The following is a 15600-nucleotide window of genomic DNA, read 5'->3' on the forward strand; positions in this document are numbered from 1 at the left end:
ATCGGTTACTCCTCGTGCCCGAGTCCGTCCGCGACTCCCCCGAGTTCGCGGAGCACCTCGCGGACCTCGAGGCACGGCTCGTCGTCCTGCCCGCCGGCCGCCGCGAGGCCGTGCCGGCCGCCGTGGAGGCCGCGTCCGCGGCGGGCGCCCGGCTCGTCGTGCCCGACGGGGACAAGAACGTCGCCCCGCTGCTTCTCGCCCTCCTGCGGGCGGGCCGTCGGCGCCCACCGGTCTCGGTGCTGCTGATGCGCACGACGCTGCCCGGCGGGCCGGAGCGTGCGACCGCTGGCATGGTCGTCAAGCCGCCGCTGACCTGGCTGCTCGCCCGCCTGCCCGGGGTGCGGATGCGGTTCCTGACCGACGCGTTCGGGGTCGTCGTGCGACGGCGAGGGTTCCCGGGGGTGCTGCCGGTGCGCGACCCGGTGACGGTGCCCGACGGGATCCCGGCGCCCCGTGCGTCCGGTGGGCCGTTCCGGCTCGGGGTGTTCGGCGTGGTCACTGCCCGGAAGAACGTGCCGCTGCTCCTCGAGGCCCTCGCCGAGCTGCCGACGGTGCAGCTCGTCGTCGCCGGCCGCTGCGACCCCGCCGTCGCGGCCGCCCTCGCGGAGTCCTCCCTCGTGGGGCGGCTGGAGGTCGACGACCGGCTGCTCGCCGAGAAGGAGTTCGACGCGGCCGTGGCGGGCGTCGACGCCGTGGCGGTGATGCACGACAACGACGCCCCCAGCGGCATCGTCGCCGAGGCTGCGGCGCGGGGTGTCCCGGTGCTCGGACCCGCGCGCGGGTGGGCGTCGAGCATGGTGACCGGCACCGGGATCGGGGAGGTCGCCGACCTGGGCGCGCCCGACCCGGTCGGCGAGGTGCGGGCCGCGCTGACCCGGTTGATCGACTCCCGCGAGCGCCGGGTGGCCGCGACCCGACGGGCCGCCACCCGATTGGGCGTGCAGGACTTCGTGAGTGGGATGCTCGGCGACGTGACGTAACCGTTCACCGGTTCGGGTTCCCGGGATCTTCACGGACGCGTTAGGCTGTCCGGCGCAATGACACCGCCTGTGAGCGACCGGGAGGAGGTGGCCGACCCCGCCATGACCGCCTCTCCGACGACGCTCGTGACGCTCCGTGGCTCGGCGACGACCCCCCGCCTCCCGGTCGCCGTCCCGGCGGGCCTGCTCCTCGCGTCGCTGCCGCTGCTGCGGCCGGGGACCTTCGGGGAGTACACCGCGCTGCTGGGCTGTGGGCTCGCGCTGGCCGCCGGGGTCGCTGCGATGTTGCGCCGCGAGCACGCCCCGGCGCGGCCGGTCCGTGCGGTCTCGGTGTTCCTCGCGCTGCTGGTCGCCGCGTACGTCTGGGTGGTGCTGCACTCGGTGTGGGTCGACGACCTGCTCCGCATCCGCAGCCAGTTCCAGGACTTCGTGCTCACGATCGGCTCCGTCGTCGCGGCGGTGCTCGTGATCTCCGACCCGCGCGCCCGGCTCGCGCTCGGCCGGGGCTTCGTCGTGCTGCTCTGCGCGATCGGCGCCCTCTGGCTGGTGACGGTCGCGTGGTGGGCGGTCGCCGGCGTCGGCACCGGCCAGATCGCGATGGTGCCGGTGGGGACGGTCGGCCCGCAGCCGGTCTACTTCCCCTTCACGATCAGCTACTCCACCTCGTCGGTGTTCGGGATGGACGTGCCGCGCCTGACGGGCGTCGGGCGGGAGTCCGGCTGGATGGCGATGTTCTGCGCCGTCGGCTGGTTCCTCTCCGACGCGGTCGGCTACCGGTCGCGGAGGGTCAAGGTCCTGCTGCTCGCCGGCCTGGTCGGGACACTCTCGACGGCGGGCTTCGGCGTGTTCGTCGTCGTGCTCGCGATCGACGTCTTCCTCCGCCCGCGCGGCGGCATCGGACTCGGCGGGTTCCTCCGCCAGATCGCCGGGCTCGGCGCCGGGCTCGGTGCGGCCTGGGTCGCGCTGTACGCCCCGGTGTTCGGCCTGCAGGCCAAGCAGACCTCCAACGAGGCGTCGCTGGACGAGCGCTCGGACGCCACCGAGGAGGGCCTGCGGGCGATCACGCAGCGACCCTTCGGCGGCCAGGGCAACGAGAAGCAGGCCGGGATCAACCTGATCTCCGACATCGCCGTCAACGGGCTGCCCTTCGTCCTGCTGGTCACGGCCGCCCTCCTGCTGCCGCTGCTGTTCGTGCGCCGTCCGGGGTCCGCCCGGGGTCGGGCCGCCCCGATCGCGCTCGTCGTGTTCGCGACGCTGCTGGTGTCCCAGCCCGCGGCCGCGTCCACCTGGGTGTTCGTGCTCGTCGCCCTGGCCCTGGCCTGCGACGAGCTCACGGACGCCGAACGCGCCGCGCCCGGCGCGCTGCTCCCCCACCGCCTCCAGCGGTGGCTCGGAGTCCCCGTCGACCGGTCGCCGTCGACCCGGTCGCTCCCCTCCTCGTCACCGCCCGCCCCGTCTGAGGAAGAGGCATCGTCGTGAACGCTCGCGAGTACTGGACCGTGCTGCGGGAGGACCGCTGGCTCGTCGGTGCCGTCGTCGTGGTGTGCGTGGCGATCGCCGCGGCCGTCGCGGTCCTCCTGCCCCGCACGTACACCTCGTCCGCCGTGTTCTACGTGGCGTCACCGCAGACGACCACGAGTTCGACGGACTCCTACCAGGGCGCGCAGCTCTCGACGGAGCGCGTGAAGTCCTACACCGAGCTGGTCACCGGGCCGCGGGTCGCCGCGGACGCGGCCGCCCTGCTCGGCGGCCGGCCCACCGCGGACGAGATCCAGAACTCGGTCAGCGCGGACGCGGTCGCGGAGACGGTCGTGCTGACCGTGGGCGTGACCCAGCCGACGCCGGAGGAGGCGCAGCTCGTCGCGCAGGCGGTGACGACGTCGTTCACGCGCCTGGTCAACTCCATCGAGTCGACCGGGCAGCCGGTGAACCGCCCGATCGTCTCCACCGAGGTGATCTATCCGCCGACGCTGCCGGTCTACCCGGCCGGGCCCGGCACGACGATGCTGGTGGCGGCGGGTCTGCTCGCCGGGATCGTGCTCGGCGTCGGGGCGGCGCTCGCCCGACGGTCGCTGCGCCGGGCCGTGGACACGCCGGAACTGCTCGGCACCGGACTCGGCACCACCGTCCTCGCGTCCGTGCCCGCGCTGCCCCGCCGTCCCGAGCGTCCCGCGCTGCTCGCCGAGCCCGCCGCCGGCCGTCGTGGTCGTCGGGCCGCGCTGGCCCGCGAGCGCGCCGCCGCGGTCCGGCGGCTGCGCACGGCGACCTGGGCCACGGCCGGGACCCGGCGCTGCCTCGTCGTCACCGGGGTGCGGTCCGGCCAGGGCGCGACGACGGTGGCCGTCGACCTCGCGGTGGCGCTCAGCGCGGCCGGCGAGTCCGTGCTGCTCGTGGACGCCGACCTGCGCCGCCCGTCCGTCGCGTCGCGGCTGGGGCTCGACCCGGCGCCCGGCCTGGCCGCGGCCGTCGTCGGCGCCGCGGAACCGGACCGGCTCGTCCAGCGGTGGGCGCCCGGGCGGCTCGACGTGCTGGCCTCCGGGCCGCAGGTCGAACGGCCCGGTGAGGTGTGGGGGACGTCCGACGCGCGGTCGGTCGTGTCGGCGCTGCGCTCCCGGTACTCGTGGGTCCTCCTCGACACCGCGGACGCGCCGGGGCACCCGGAAACGGCGGACCTGGCAGCGCTGACCGACGGCGCCCTCGTGGTCGCGCGGCGCGGCTCGGCCCGCCCGGAGGACCTCGACGCGACCGCCTCGGCATTCGCGGTCGTGGGCGTCCCGGTGATCGGCGCGGTCCTGACCTTCGCCGCCGACGTCCCGTCGACCCCGGCCGAGGCGCAGCGGGCCCTCCCGCCGGGGCGGAGCGCGGACGTGGCGGCGGAGCCGGAGTCGGTCGCGACGGAGTCGGTCGCGACGGAGCCGGCGACGGAGCCGGCGGCGGAGCCGGTTGCGACGGAGCCGGCGGTGGCGCCGGTGGCCGAGCCGACGGTGGCCGAGCCGACGGTGGCCGAGCCGACGGTGGCCGAGCCGACCCCGGAGACCCCGGCGGCTCCGAAGGCCCCGGCGAAGCCCCGCCGGACTCGTGCCACGGCGGCGACCGCCGGGACGGGCGAGGCCGCGACGGCGAAGCCCCGCGCCGCGCGGACGTCGAAGACCGCCGCGGCGGCCACCGACGACACCGCGGAGCCGGTCGCCGGGACCGCCTCGACGAACGGCACCCGGAAGCCGCGTGCCGCGTCGTCGGCGAGCACGGCGAAGACCACCCGGACCCGCACCACGAAGGCCGCGGCCACCGAGGAGTCGGACGCCCCGACCACCAGCACGCCGAAGAAGCGCGCGAGCCGGGCCAAGGCGGTCCCGGCGGCGGAGGACGCGACGCCGGAGTCGACGGAGACGGCCACCCCGGCAGACCCGACCACCCCGGAGGCCACCGCCGAGCCGGCCCCCGCTCCCGAGGTCGCCGAGCCGGCGGTGCCGGCAGCGGAGCAGTCGGAGTCGGAGCCCGAGGTTCGGACGGAGACGAACGGGTCACGTCCCACGACCGGCCCCACCTCCCGGTCGCGGTCGCCGCGGCGGGCGAGCCGGTCGACACCCGTCCGGCCGGAGTCCGCGCCGCCGGCCACCGCGAGCCCGGTCCGGCCCGCCCGCAACGGTCTGTCGCCGACGTCCGGGAGCTGACCGACCCACCGAGTGCGACACCGCGCAGGTTCGCGAGTCCAGGAACCTGCCCCCTGTCGCACTCGGTACGCGCCCGCCGAACCCTCTCCCACCGAGTGCGACACCATGCAGGTCGGAGACCGCCGAGCCCTGCGCTACGTCGCACTCGGCGCGCCCTTCGAGATGCAAGCCGACGCCTACCGACCCTGGAGAGCGCCTCCGCCTGACCCGCCCCGCCGAGTGCGACGGCACGCAGGTCCCCGGGCTCCGGATCCTGCGTCAGGTCGCACTCGGGAGGGCCCTGGGATCAGCTGATCTCGGGGCCCTCGGGCACCGGGCCGGTCGGGGTCACGCCGGCCACCCCGTCCCGCCGCGCGCGGCGGGCGGCGAACCCGAGCAGCACGAAGATCACGACCTGGCTGGCCACGTAGCCCACGGCCGCCCACACGGCGCCGCCGAGCCAGGCCAGGACCACGGTGAGGACGAGGCCGACGACCAGCCCCACCGCGATGCCCACCGCCACCGCGTGCTGGCGCCCCCGGTTCTGGGCGATGACGGCGAACGGCTGGTTGAGGGTCACGATCGCGGCGCCGATCGCGAGGATCGCGAACACCCCGCCCGAGGCCACGTACTCCTCGCCCAGCAGCCACGGGATGAGCGGCGGGCCGACGAGCGCGGCCACGAGCGGCGCCAGGCACAGCGCCGCGCCGACCCGCAGGACCCGGCGCTCCTCGGCGCGCAGTGCCTCCTCGTCCGCACCCGCTCGCGCGAGCCACGGCGCGGCGACCATCCCGAGCGAGTTCGCCAGGAACGTCAGCGGACCGATCAGCCGGCCACCCGCGGCGTAGAGCCCGGACTGGAAAGCGCCCGCGCCCACCGTGACCAGCGGCGTGTCCAGCTGCTGGGCGTTGGCGGCGAGGTTGGCCAGCCCGAAGCCCAGCGACTCCCGGTGGTGCCCGACGAGCTCGCCGGCCGGCCGGCGCCGTTCTCCCGGCGGCCCGAGGAACACGCGCGCGACGATCGCCTCGAGCACGAACGACGCCGGGATCGCGACCGCGAGGGCGAGCGCGCCGATCCCGCTGATCGCCAGCACGAAGGCGATCACCAGGCCGCCGACCCGGCCCGCGAGCTGCGCGGTGGACGCCGTCGCGAACCGCTCCTGCGCGCGCAGCAGCCCGTTCGCGGTCTGCGCCTCGTACATGCCGATCCCGACGACGGCGAGCGGGACCGCCGACGCCGGGTCCGGCGCCAGGAACACGGCGGTCACGATCCCGACGGCGAGCAGCACCGCGGTCGCCCACGGGCGCTTGCCGGCGATGATCGCGCGGGCGCGGGACTCGGGGATCCGTCCGGCCGCGCTCTCGCGCACCAGGTAGTTGATCATCCCGACGTCGACGACCGTCCCGGCCACCTGCCCGATCGCCGCACAGGTCGCGACCAGGCCGAGCGTGGCCGGCGAGATGGACCGCGCCCCGACGATGTACGTGACGCCGAGGACGAGCTGCCCGACGACGAGCGCCCCTGCCACCCCCCCGATCCGCCCGAGGAGCAGCGAGAGGGCGCCGCCCCCGGACGTGCGGGGGGTCATCGGCTACCGGTGAGCTCCGCCTCGACCATGATGCGGGCGAGCTCGTCGGGCATGGTCTGCGCCTTCCAGCCCAGCACCTTCTCCGCCTTCGTGGCGTCGCCGATCAGGGCGTCGACCTCGGTGGGCCGCAGGTAGGTCTGGTCGAACCGGACGTGCTTCTCCCAGTCCAGGTTCACGTGGTCGAAGCAGTACTGCACCCACTCGCGCACCGTCGTCGCGGTCCCGGTGGCCAGCACGTAGTCATCGCCCTGGTCGGCCTGCAGCATCCGCCACATGCCCTCCACGTACTCCGCGGCGTACCCCCAGTCCCGGATCGCGTCCAGGTTCCCGAGGTAGACGAACTGCTCCTTGCCCTGCGCGATCGCCGCCGCCGCCCGGGCGATCTTGCGGGTCACGAACGTCTCGCCGCGGCGCGGGGACTCGTGGTTGAACAGGATCCCGTTGACCGCGAACATGCCGTGGGCCTCGCGGTAGTTCCGTGCCATCCAGTAGCCGTAGACCTTCGCCGCCCCGTACGGGGAGCGCGGGTAGAACGGGGTCTCCTCGTTCTGCGGGGGCGGGGTCGCCCCGAACATCTCCGACGAGCTCGCCTGGTAGTAGCGGGTCTCGATCCCCACCATCCGGATCGCCTCGAGCAGCCGCGCGGTGCCGACGCCGGTGGTGTTGCCGGTGTACTCCGGCTCGTCGAAGCTGACGCGCACGTGCGACTGGGCCGCCAGGTGATACACCTCGTCCGGGCGGACCTTCTCGATCAGCGTCACCAGGCGGCTGGAGTCGGTGAGGTCGCCGTAGTGCAGCACCAGACGCTGGTCGGGGTCGTGCGGGTCCTGGTAGAGGTGCTCGATGCGACCGGTGTTGAACGTGCTCGAGCGCCGGATGATCCCGTGCACCTCGTAGCCCTTCGAGAGCAGCAGCTCCGTCAGGTACGACCCGTCCTGCCCGGTGATCCCGGTGATCAGCGCCCGCTTCATCAAGCCCCCTCGCTCACGTAGTTGTCCAGGTACCAGCGATAGGTGGAGGCGAGCCCCTCGGCCAGCCCGATCCGCGGCTTCCACCCGGTCGAGGCGATCTTCGAGACGTCCAGCACCTTGCGCGGCGTCCCGTCCGGCCGCGACGTGTCGTAGACGATCTCCCCGGTGAAGCCCACGGTCTGCGCCACCAGCGACGCGAGCTCCGCGATCGTCACGTCCTCCCCCGTGCCCACGTTCACCGGCGCCGGATCGTCGTAGGCCTCCAGCAGGTGCACACACGCCGCCGCCAGATCGTCCACGTGCAGGAACTCCCGCCGCGGCGTCCCCGTCCCCCACACCGTCACCGCCGGATCACCGTTCACGGTGGCCTCGTGGAACTTCCGGATCAACGCCGGCAACACGTGCGAGGACTCCAGATCGAAGTTGTCCCCCGGCCCGTACAGATTCGTCGGCATCGCCGAGATCCACCGCCGCGCGTACTCCCGCCGGTAGGACTGCACACCCATGATCCCCGCGATCTTCGCGATCGCGTACGCATCGTTGGTCGGCTCCAACGGCCCCGTCAGCAGCGAGTCCTCCCGGATCGGCTGCTCGGCGAACTTCGGATAGATGCACGACGACCCCAGGAACAACAACCGATCCGTCCCCGCCGCATGCGCCGCGTCCAGCAGGTTCGCCTGGATCCGCAGGTTGTCGTGCAGGAACTCCACCGGCCGCGCGTCGTTCGCCGCGATCCCGCCGACCCGGGCGGCCGCGTCCACCACCACGTCGGGCCGGGCCGCCGTCACGAACTCCCGCGCCGCCGCCGCGTCCCGCAGATCCACCTGCGCCGAGCGCGCCCCCACCACATCCGAGAACCCCGCCGCCCCCAACGCCCGCACCACCGCCGACCCCACCAGGCCACCCGACCCGGCCACCAGCACCCGTGCGGAACGATCCAGCTCGTCCATGACCCAGAAGGTAGCGGAGCGTGGCCGGATCCCCGACGGCTAGGCCATCCGAACCTCGTCACACTTCGTGACTGCCCTCCAGAGCTGGATACGTTAGGCCGAACGGAGTAACAGCGGGCGAGCACGCTCCGATCTCCTCCCCCGAGTCAGCACCATCCCGGAGGGAGCACCCGCCCGTGACCCGAGCCCGCCGCCGGATGCGCCGAGCCGTCCGCCACCTGCGCCGCCACGCGCGGTTGCCGCTCGTCGCGGCGGCCGCGGTCGTCGTGATCGCCGTCGTCGCGGTCGTCACCGCCGGGTACGACGCCCCGCGCGACGTCCGTGCTGCGGTCGCCTCCCCGGCCACCGCGACCGGTCGCCCGGTGGCCGTCATCGGGGACAGCATCTCCGAGGGCACCCCGTACGGCGGGAAGGGCGCCGCGAACTGGGCGCAGCGGGTCGGCGCGGAGCGGCAGTGGACGGTGACGAACACGGCCGTCGGCGGCACCGGGTACGTCAACCCCGGTTCGGCGGGCCCCTTCGAGGCCACGCAGCTGGAGCGGGTGGTCGCGGCCCGGCCGCAGCTCGTCGTCGTGGAGGGGTCGCGCAACGACATCGGCCTGCCCGTCGAGGCGGTACGCGCGGCCGCGTCGCACCTCTACGGCGAGCTGCGCACGCGGCTGCCGGGCGCGCGGATCGTCGTCGTCGGCCCGTTCTGGGACGAGAAGACCTCGCAGAAGGCGTACGCGTGGCGGGACGCCCTGGCCGGGGCCGCGCGGGCGGCGGGCGCGGACTTCGTCGACCCGATGGCGGAGCGGTGTTTCGCGGGCGCCTACGACGGCGGGCCGCTCATCGGGCCCGACCGCGTGCACCCGACCGACGCCGGCCACGCCCGCTACGCCGAGCGCCTCCGGGCGGCACTGGACCGTCTCGGCGTGTGACGAGCCGTGTGACGAGCCGTGAGGTCGGCGTGATCTTCGTGAACGCGGGGTAGCCGCTGCGCGACGATCGGTGCGCACGGCGGGAGGGCCCATGTCGGCCGGAGAGTTCGCACGGGACGAGTCCGCCCGGGACGACCGGATGCCGCTCACGCCCCTCGAGCGGGTGCCGCGCGAGCGCTTCGACGTCCCGGGGATGCGCGGCCTGCGGCTGCGCGCCCGGTGGTGGCTGCTGACGTGCGGCCCGACCAGTCGCCCCTGGACCGCCTTCGCCCTGTGCGTGCTCGGCATCGCCGGGCTGTTCCTGCCGATCGCGCACGACGCCGACGGCGTGGCCCTCGGCGCGTTCGACCTCGCCCTCGGGCCCGCGGTCCTGGCGCTCGTCGTCTTCGGGGTCCTGACGCTGCTGCCCGTCGTCGACCTCGTCCTCGGGCGCGAGCGGTTCACCCCGTGGCTCGCGTTCCCGGCCGCCCTCGGCATGCAGGTGACGCTCGCGCTCGCCCTCGTGGCCGGGTCGCAGGGCGGCGGAGCGCTGCACCCGCGCCTGTCCGACCACGTCAGCGGGCCCGCGATCGGCGCGCTGGTGCTCGGCGGGGTGGAGCTGGCCCTCGCCCTCGTGGGCGCGTGGGGGTTCGCCCGGCGGGCTGCCCGGCGTCGGTACGCCTGACGCCGGTCACGGTCCGATGACGTCCTGCCACTCGCGGTAACGCACTGCTCCGTTCGGCCGACCAATGGCTCGACGGAGCAGGGCAGCGCGAGGGGGACGACGTGGCGGTGCACGGGGCGGTCGCCGAGGGGCGGCTGGGACGACGTCGGGTGTGGATCGTCAGCACGGCCGTGGCGGCGCTGCTGGTGGTGCTCGCCCTCGCGCAGACCGTGCCCGGCGGCCGCTTCACCACGTGGCTCGGCCTGACCCCGCCGCCCCAGTCGTTCACCGAGATCTTCGCCGACCCGGCGACGCCGCTGCCCGCGGTGCTGCCGCTGGGGTCGAGCACTGTCGTGCCCGTGACGTTCACCCTCGGCAACGGGGGCACCGACCCGGCGTCCTACCGCTGGACGATCGGCGCGACGACGAACGCCGGGCCCCGCGTCCTCGCCACCGGCACCACCGACGTCGCGCCCGGGGCCCGGCGGGACCGCACCGTGCCGGTCACGGTCGTCTGCTCCGAGCCGCGGATCCTGCTGACGATCGCGGTCGCCGGGGTGGCACAGCCGGTCACCCGCCACGTCGCCTGCGCGGCCCCGCGATGACCCGCCCGGTGCTGGCGACCGTCACGGACGCGATCGCCCCGTTCCACGCCGGCGGCAAGGAGCAGCGGACCGCCGAGCTGACCCGGCGCCTCGCCGGGCGGTTCGAGGTGCACGTGCACACGATGCGCTGGTGGGACGGCGGGCGGACCCGGCGTCAGGACGGCGTCACCTACCACGGCGTCTGCGCCCCCCACGGGATGTACGTCGGCGGACGGCGGTCGATCCGGCAGGCGCTGGCCTTCGCGCTCGGGTGCCTGCGGCTGCTCGGCGCGCGGTTCGACGTCCTCGAGGCCGACCACATGCCCTACCTGCACCTGCCGGTGCTGGCGCTGGTCGCGAAGCTCCGGCGGCGGCCGTTCGTGGTCACCTGGCACGAGGTCTGGAGCCGCGCCTACTGGCGCGACTACCTCGGCCCGGCCGGCACCCTCGCGTGGGCGTTCGAGCGGTTCACGATGCGCCTGCCCGACCTCGTCGTCGCCGCGTCCGCCGAGACGGCACTGCGGGTCGGCGAGGTCGTGCGCACCCCGGTGGTCGTCGCCCCGAACGGCGTCGACCTCGGCGCCGTCACGCGGGCGCTCGGCGGGGCCCCGGCGCCGGCGGTCGACGTCGTCACCGTCGGCCGCCTCCTCCCCCACAAGCGCGTCGACCTGCTGCTCGACGCGCTCGCCGCCCTCGGCCCGGGCGTCTCCGCCCGCCTGATCGGGCGCGGCCCCCAGGAGGCGTTCCTGACGGCGAGGGCGGCCGAGCTCGGCCTCGACGTCACCGTCCACGCCGACGTCGACGACGCGGGCGAGCTCTACCGCCTCGTCGCCGGCGCCCGCGTGTTCGTCCTGCCCTCGGCCCGCGAGGGGTTCGGCATCGTCGCCCTCGAGGCCGTCGCCTGCGGGCTCCCCGTCGTCACCACCGCCGCCCCCGACAACCTCGCCCGCCACCTCGTCGCGGACGCCCCCGGCGGGGTCGTGTGCGCCGACGACGTCACCGCCCTCGCCGCCGCGATCCGCAGGACGCTGGACGACCCCCCGGACCGCGCGGGCGCCGACGCCTGGCTCGCGCACCACGGCTGGGCCGGCACCGCCGACCGGGTCGCGGCCGCGCTGGGCTCGGTCCTCCCCCGCGCGACCCCGTCCGCGGCGCACGAGCCGGCCCCACCCGCCGTCACCACCCTCCGCCCCGACCCCGCGACCGCCGGGAGCCCGTCATGACCACCTACGTGGACCTCGTCCCCCGCCCCAACGCCCACCACCGCGACGAGGAGCCGACGCAGCCGGGCGACCTGCTCTCCGCCCGCCCCGACGTCGTCCTCGCGGCCGCCGGGCTCGCGGCGATCGCCGCGCTCGTCCCGTTGCGCGGCGTCTGGGTGGCGCAGGCCGTGCTGCTCGTGCTGGTCCTGACGCTGCCCGGCGTCCTGCTCGTGCGCGCGCTCCGCCTCCCGCCGGCGCTGACCGTCCCCCTGACCGTGCCCGCCTCGCTGCTGGTGCTCCTCGGCACCGGGCTGGGGCTGAACACGGTGGGACCGCTGGTCGGTGTGGCGGCACCGCTGCGGCCCGGGCCGGTGCTGGTGGCGCTGGAGGCGGTCTGCCTCGTGCTGCTCGTGGTGGTCGCGACCCGGCGGCACGTCCGGACCGCCGACAGCGTCCGATCCTTCGCCCGCCACAGCTGGGCCCGGCTGCTGGGGCGCTGGGACCTGCTCGCGCCCGCCGTCGTGCCGCTCGTCGCCCTCCTCGGCGCGTTGCGGCTGAACGCCGCGGACAGCCTCGGCGCGACGACGTCCGGGCCGGTCGCGGCCGGCACCGTCGTCACCGGCTCGCTCGCCGTCGTCGGCGCGGTGCTCGTGCTGGGCGCGCTCGTCGGCGGGCTCGTGGTGGCCGGGCGCGCGGACGACGTGTTCCTCGGCGCGACGCTCTACGCGGCCGGGCTCGCGGTGCTGTGGTCGTTCAGCCTGCGCGCCGAGTCGATCTACGGCTACGACGTCATGACCGAGTTCCGCAAGATGCTCGAGACCATCGACGCCGGGTGGTGGAACTCCTTCCGGCCCGGCGACGCCTACGGCGCGATGCTGTCGGTGACGGTGCTGCCCGCGCAGCTGCACGCCCTCTCCGGCGTGTCCGCGGAGATCCTCGTCAAGGTCGTCTTCCCGGCGGTCTTCGCGACGACGCCGGTGATCGTCTACGCCCTCTGCCGCCGGTTCCTGGCCCCGCGCTGGGCGTTCCTGGGCGCTGCACTTCTGGTGGTGCAGCCCAACTTCGGCCAGCAGATGCCGGGCCTGGCCAAGCAGGAGATCGGCTTCGTCCTGTTCGCGGCGCTGCTGCTGGTGCTCGTGTGGCGGTCCGGGTCGCGCATCTCTCAGGCCGCCATGGTCGTGGCGCTCGCGCTCGGCGTCGTCGTCACCCACTACTCGTCGACCTACTTCGGCATCGTCGTCCTCGGCGGCGGGTTCGTGGTGGCGCTGCTGGCCTCGGCGGTGCGGCGGCGGTGGCGGCAGCTCGGGACGGCCTGGCTCGCGGGGCTCGCCGTCGTGACCCTCGTGCTCGGCGCCGGGCTGTGGAACTCGACGATCACGCACTCGTCGTCGAACGTCTCCGACGCCGCGCTCGGCTTCGAGGTCTCCGGCTTCGACCTGCTCCCGAACCGTGCGCTCGGCGACGACCTGCTCACCGGCTACATCAAGGGCAACACCACGCCGCAGGTCTCCGCGCCGGAGTACGAGCGGCTCGTCACGGAACTCTACGCCGCCGACCGGCGCTACGTGCTGCCCGTTCCCGACGCCGGGTCGTACCCGATCGCCGACGCCGGCTCCGCGCCGGCGGCCTCGATCCCGCAGCTGCTGGTGGGGTTCGGGCTGCAGCAGGTCGCCTACCTGATGGCGGCCGTCGCGGGGCTGGTGCTGACGCTGCGGCGGCGCTCGAGCCCGACCGAGCGGCTCGTCGGCGCGATGATCCTCGGCTCGGTCGCCGCGCTCGCCATGCTGCGGCTCTCCGGGACGCTGGCCCAGGCCTACAACCAGGACCGCGCGCTGCTGCAGGCGCTGATGGTGCTCGTCGTCGGGGTCGGGTGGTCGGCGCAGGCCCTGGCCCGGCCCGGGAGACGAAGCGGAGCGGAGCTCGACCCATCGGGTCGGCTGAAGGTGGTCACGGCGGGCGCCGTCGTCATGATCGGGGCCTTGTTCGCGCTGAACTCGTCGCTGCTGCCGGCGGCCTCCGGCGGCGGGCGGATCAACCTCGCGGGCGGCGGCGAGGACTTCCAGCGCTTCTACACCTACCGCGCGGAGGTGACGGCCGCGCGCTGGCTGGGCGACCAGCCGTCGTCGAAACGGCAGGTGGTCTACGCCGACCGCTACGGCACGCTGCGGTTCCTGCTGGGGACCGGACGGCAGGTCGGGGTGTTCCCGGAGATCGTCCCGGCGGTGATCGACAAGTCGGCGTGGATCTACGGCACGTCGGCGAACATCCGGGAGGGCGAGGTGCGCTCGCAGACGTCCGGGCAGATGGCCACCTACCGGTTCCCCCGGGAGTTCCTCGACGCGCACTACGACGTCGTCTACACCAACGGCACGTCCACGGTGTGGCACCGATGACCGGGGCGAGCGGAGCGACGGGGGGTGTGTTCGGGCGGCTGCCGGAGTCGGCCCGGCGACGGGTGGCCGACGTGGTGGTGCGGATCTCGCCGCGACTGCTGGTGGAGCCGGTCGTCGACGTCTTCGGGTGGGCGATCGCGACCGGGATGCGCAGGCTCCGCCGACCCGGCGTCATGAGGGCCCGGGAGAACCTGCGGGTGGTGCTCGGGAGCGAGGTGCCGGAGCGGGTGCTCGCGGCGTCGTTGCGGCAGTACTACGAGCACTGGGTGTCGATGCTGCGGATGCCCGCGCTCGGGGTGGCCGGGGTGTCGGCGGCGGTCGACCTCACGGGCGTGGAGCACCTCCCGGCGGACCGCAGTGCGGTGCTCGTCAGCTGCCACATGGGCCGCTACGAGTGGGGCAGCGCGGCGCTGTCGACGGCGATCCGCGAGCGCACCGGGCGCGGGCTGCTGGGCGTGGCGCGGGTGTTCGGGTCGCCGGTGACGGAGTCGGTGATCCACCGCGTGCGCGCCGCGGGCGGGAACTCCGAGATGGAGTGGGTGGACCCGTCCGCCCGGTCGCGCACGGCCGCGGCGCTGATGACGCGACTGCGCGAGGGCGGCGTCGTCGGGATGATGATCGACCGGTACTCCGTGGGCGCGACCGTCGAGGTGCCGATGTTCGGCCGCCGCGTGGCGCTGGCCGCGGCACCGGTGGCGCTGGCCGTCCGGACCGGGTCCGCCCTGCTCCCGATGACCTGCTGGGTCGCCCGGGACGGCCGCGTGCACTTCGACGTGCACCCGGAGATCTCGACGTCGGGGACGGTGTCGGAGGTGCTCGAGAGCGTCGCGGCGGTGTTCGAGAAGGAGATCGCGGCGCACCCCGAGGCGTGGCACGTGACCTCGCCGGTGTTCCGGTGACGACGCGGGCCGCGGTGGTCGTGCCGGTCGGACCGTCCGTGCCGGCGGAGTTCGTGGACGACACGCTCGCGTCGGTGGAGCGGCTGGGGGTGCCGACCACCCTCGTCGTCGTGAACGACTCGGATCGTTCCCGGTGGCCCGCGTCGACGGTGGTCGTGCCCGCTCCGGCCGGTGCGCCGGGGGGTCAGGGCGGGCTGTTCGTGAAGCTCGGCGCGGGGATCCGGCGGGCGCTGCAGGACGACTGGGACGTGCTGCTGCGGCTGGACACGGACGCGCTGGTGCTGCGGGGCGGGTTGGTGTCCTCGGCGGTGTCGCGCTTCGCCTCGGACTTGTCGCTCGGGTTGCTCGGTGCCGTGCGGGTGGGTCCCGACGGCGGGGAGCGCTCGTTCGGGCCTGCTCGTGCCCTGCTGCGTGCGGAGGCGGGATGGCGGGGGCTGCGACGGCCGGCCGTGCGGCGGGCGGTCCGCGCGTTGCCGCGGGACGGGGCGCACGGGCTGGGCGGGGCCTACCTGCTGTCCCGTCGGTGCGCCGAGGCGCTCGACGGGGCGGGGTGGCTGACGTGCGGGGCGCTCGCGGGTTCGCGGGCCGGGGAGGACCACCTGATGGGCGCGGCGGTCCGGGCGTGCGGGTTCTCGTTGGGCGAGTTCTCGCGGCCGGGCGATCCGCTCGCGGTGCGGTGGGTGGGCCTGCCGGCGTCCCCGGCGTCCGTGTGGGAGTCGGGCGCGGCGGTGACGCACTCGGTGCGGTCGTGGGGACCGCTCTGCGAGGCCGACGTCCGGGCGGAGTTCCGGGCGCTCGCCCCGGTGGGGTAGACCGG

At 75.1% G+C, this 15600-nt stretch carries 13 protein-coding genes; 10 read left to right on the forward strand and 3 right to left on the reverse strand.

Translation table 11 applies throughout. The features are described from left to right. Nucleotides 1-14: 14 nt before the first annotated feature. From WCD74_RS02075 to WCD74_RS02085, 3 genes are all read left to right on the forward strand, one after another. Nucleotides 15-980, forward strand: coding sequence for a glycosyltransferase family protein (locus WCD74_RS02075; protein ID WP_337693156.1), 966 nt, complete (start codon nucleotides 15-17; stop codon nucleotides 978-980). Nucleotides 981-1049: 69 nt separating this feature from the next. After that, the gene (locus WCD74_RS02080) at nucleotides 1050-2459 is read left to right on the forward strand and encodes a hypothetical protein (protein WP_337693157.1); all 1410 of its coding nucleotides are present in this window, start codon (nucleotides 1050-1052) and stop codon (nucleotides 2457-2459) included. Next, nucleotides 2456-4654 carry a cellulose synthase operon protein YhjQ/BcsQ gene (locus WCD74_RS02085; protein ID WP_337693158.1) on the forward strand — a complete coding sequence of 733 codons (2199 nt, stop codon included), beginning with the start codon at nucleotides 2456-2458 and terminating at the stop codon, nucleotides 4652-4654. Before WCD74_RS02080 ends, WCD74_RS02085 begins: the two co-directional genes overlap by 4 nt. Before the next feature lie 286 nt (nucleotides 4655-4940). Here the strand turns inward: WCD74_RS02085 and WCD74_RS02090 are convergent, their stop codons facing one another. Genes WCD74_RS02090 through WCD74_RS02100 form a run of 3 tightly spaced genes read right to left on the reverse strand, consistent with a single transcriptional unit; the run spans nucleotide 4941 to nucleotide 8142 of the window. Continuing rightward, nucleotides 4941-6221 carry a lipopolysaccharide biosynthesis protein gene (locus tag WCD74_RS02090; RefSeq protein ID WP_337693159.1) on the reverse strand — a complete coding sequence of 427 codons (1281 nt, stop codon included), beginning with the start codon at nucleotides 6219-6221 and terminating at the stop codon, nucleotides 4941-4943. Continuing rightward, on the reverse strand, nucleotides 6218-7192 hold the full coding sequence (gmd, locus tag WCD74_RS02095; RefSeq protein WP_337693160.1) for a GDP-mannose 4,6-dehydratase: 975 nt from the start codon (nucleotides 7190-7192) through the stop codon (nucleotides 6218-6220). The genes WCD74_RS02090 and gmd overlap by 4 nt, the downstream gene beginning before the upstream one ends. Then, the gene (locus WCD74_RS02100; protein ID WP_337693161.1) at nucleotides 7192-8142 is read right to left on the reverse strand and encodes a GDP-L-fucose synthase family protein; all 951 of its coding nucleotides are present in this window, start codon (nucleotides 8140-8142) and stop codon (nucleotides 7192-7194) included. Before WCD74_RS02100 ends, gmd begins: the two co-directional genes overlap by 1 nt. A 176-nt stretch (nucleotides 8143-8318) precedes the next feature. On the opposite strand from WCD74_RS02100, the gene WCD74_RS02105 reads away from it, so the two are divergent. The 7 genes from WCD74_RS02105 to WCD74_RS02135 all read left to right on the forward strand — a co-directional run bounded on the left by WCD74_RS02105 (nucleotide 8319) and on the right by WCD74_RS02135 (nucleotide 15595). After that, on the forward strand, nucleotides 8319-9062 hold the full coding sequence (locus tag WCD74_RS02105; protein ID WP_337693162.1) for an SGNH/GDSL hydrolase family protein: 744 nt from the start codon (nucleotides 8319-8321) through the stop codon (nucleotides 9060-9062). A gap of 91 nt (nucleotides 9063-9153) precedes the next feature. Further along, the gene (locus tag WCD74_RS02110; RefSeq protein ID WP_337693163.1) at nucleotides 9154-9726 is read left to right on the forward strand and encodes a hypothetical protein; all 573 of its coding nucleotides are present in this window, start codon (nucleotides 9154-9156) and stop codon (nucleotides 9724-9726) included. A 101-nt stretch (nucleotides 9727-9827) separates the two neighbouring features. Next, the gene (locus WCD74_RS02115) at nucleotides 9828-10310 is read left to right on the forward strand and encodes a hypothetical protein (RefSeq protein ID WP_337693164.1); all 483 of its coding nucleotides are present in this window, start codon (nucleotides 9828-9830) and stop codon (nucleotides 10308-10310) included. Continuing rightward, nucleotides 10307-11512 (forward strand): glycosyltransferase family 4 protein, encoded by a 1206-nt coding sequence (locus WCD74_RS02120; RefSeq protein WP_337693165.1) that lies wholly within the window; start codon nucleotides 10307-10309, stop codon nucleotides 11510-11512. Before WCD74_RS02115 ends, WCD74_RS02120 begins: the two co-directional genes overlap by 4 nt. Further along, entirely contained in the window at nucleotides 11509-13884 is a 2376-nt protein-coding gene (locus WCD74_RS02125; RefSeq protein ID WP_337693166.1) for a hypothetical protein, read from the forward strand. Before WCD74_RS02120 ends, WCD74_RS02125 begins: the two co-directional genes overlap by 4 nt. Continuing rightward, complete coding sequence (locus tag WCD74_RS02130; RefSeq protein ID WP_337693167.1) at nucleotides 13881-14783, forward strand: lysophospholipid acyltransferase family protein; 903 nt, start codon at nucleotides 13881-13883, stop codon at nucleotides 14781-14783. The genes WCD74_RS02125 and WCD74_RS02130 overlap by 4 nt, the downstream gene beginning before the upstream one ends. Then, entirely contained in the window at nucleotides 14780-15595 is an 816-nt protein-coding gene (locus WCD74_RS02135) for a hypothetical protein (protein ID WP_337693168.1), read from the forward strand. Before WCD74_RS02130 ends, WCD74_RS02135 begins: the two co-directional genes overlap by 4 nt. Nucleotides 15596-15600 lie beyond the last annotated feature (5 nt).

The organism is Actinomycetospora aurantiaca, assembly GCF_037401875.1.
GTDB lineage: Bacteria > Actinomycetota > Actinomycetes > Mycobacteriales > Pseudonocardiaceae > Actinomycetospora > Actinomycetospora aurantiaca.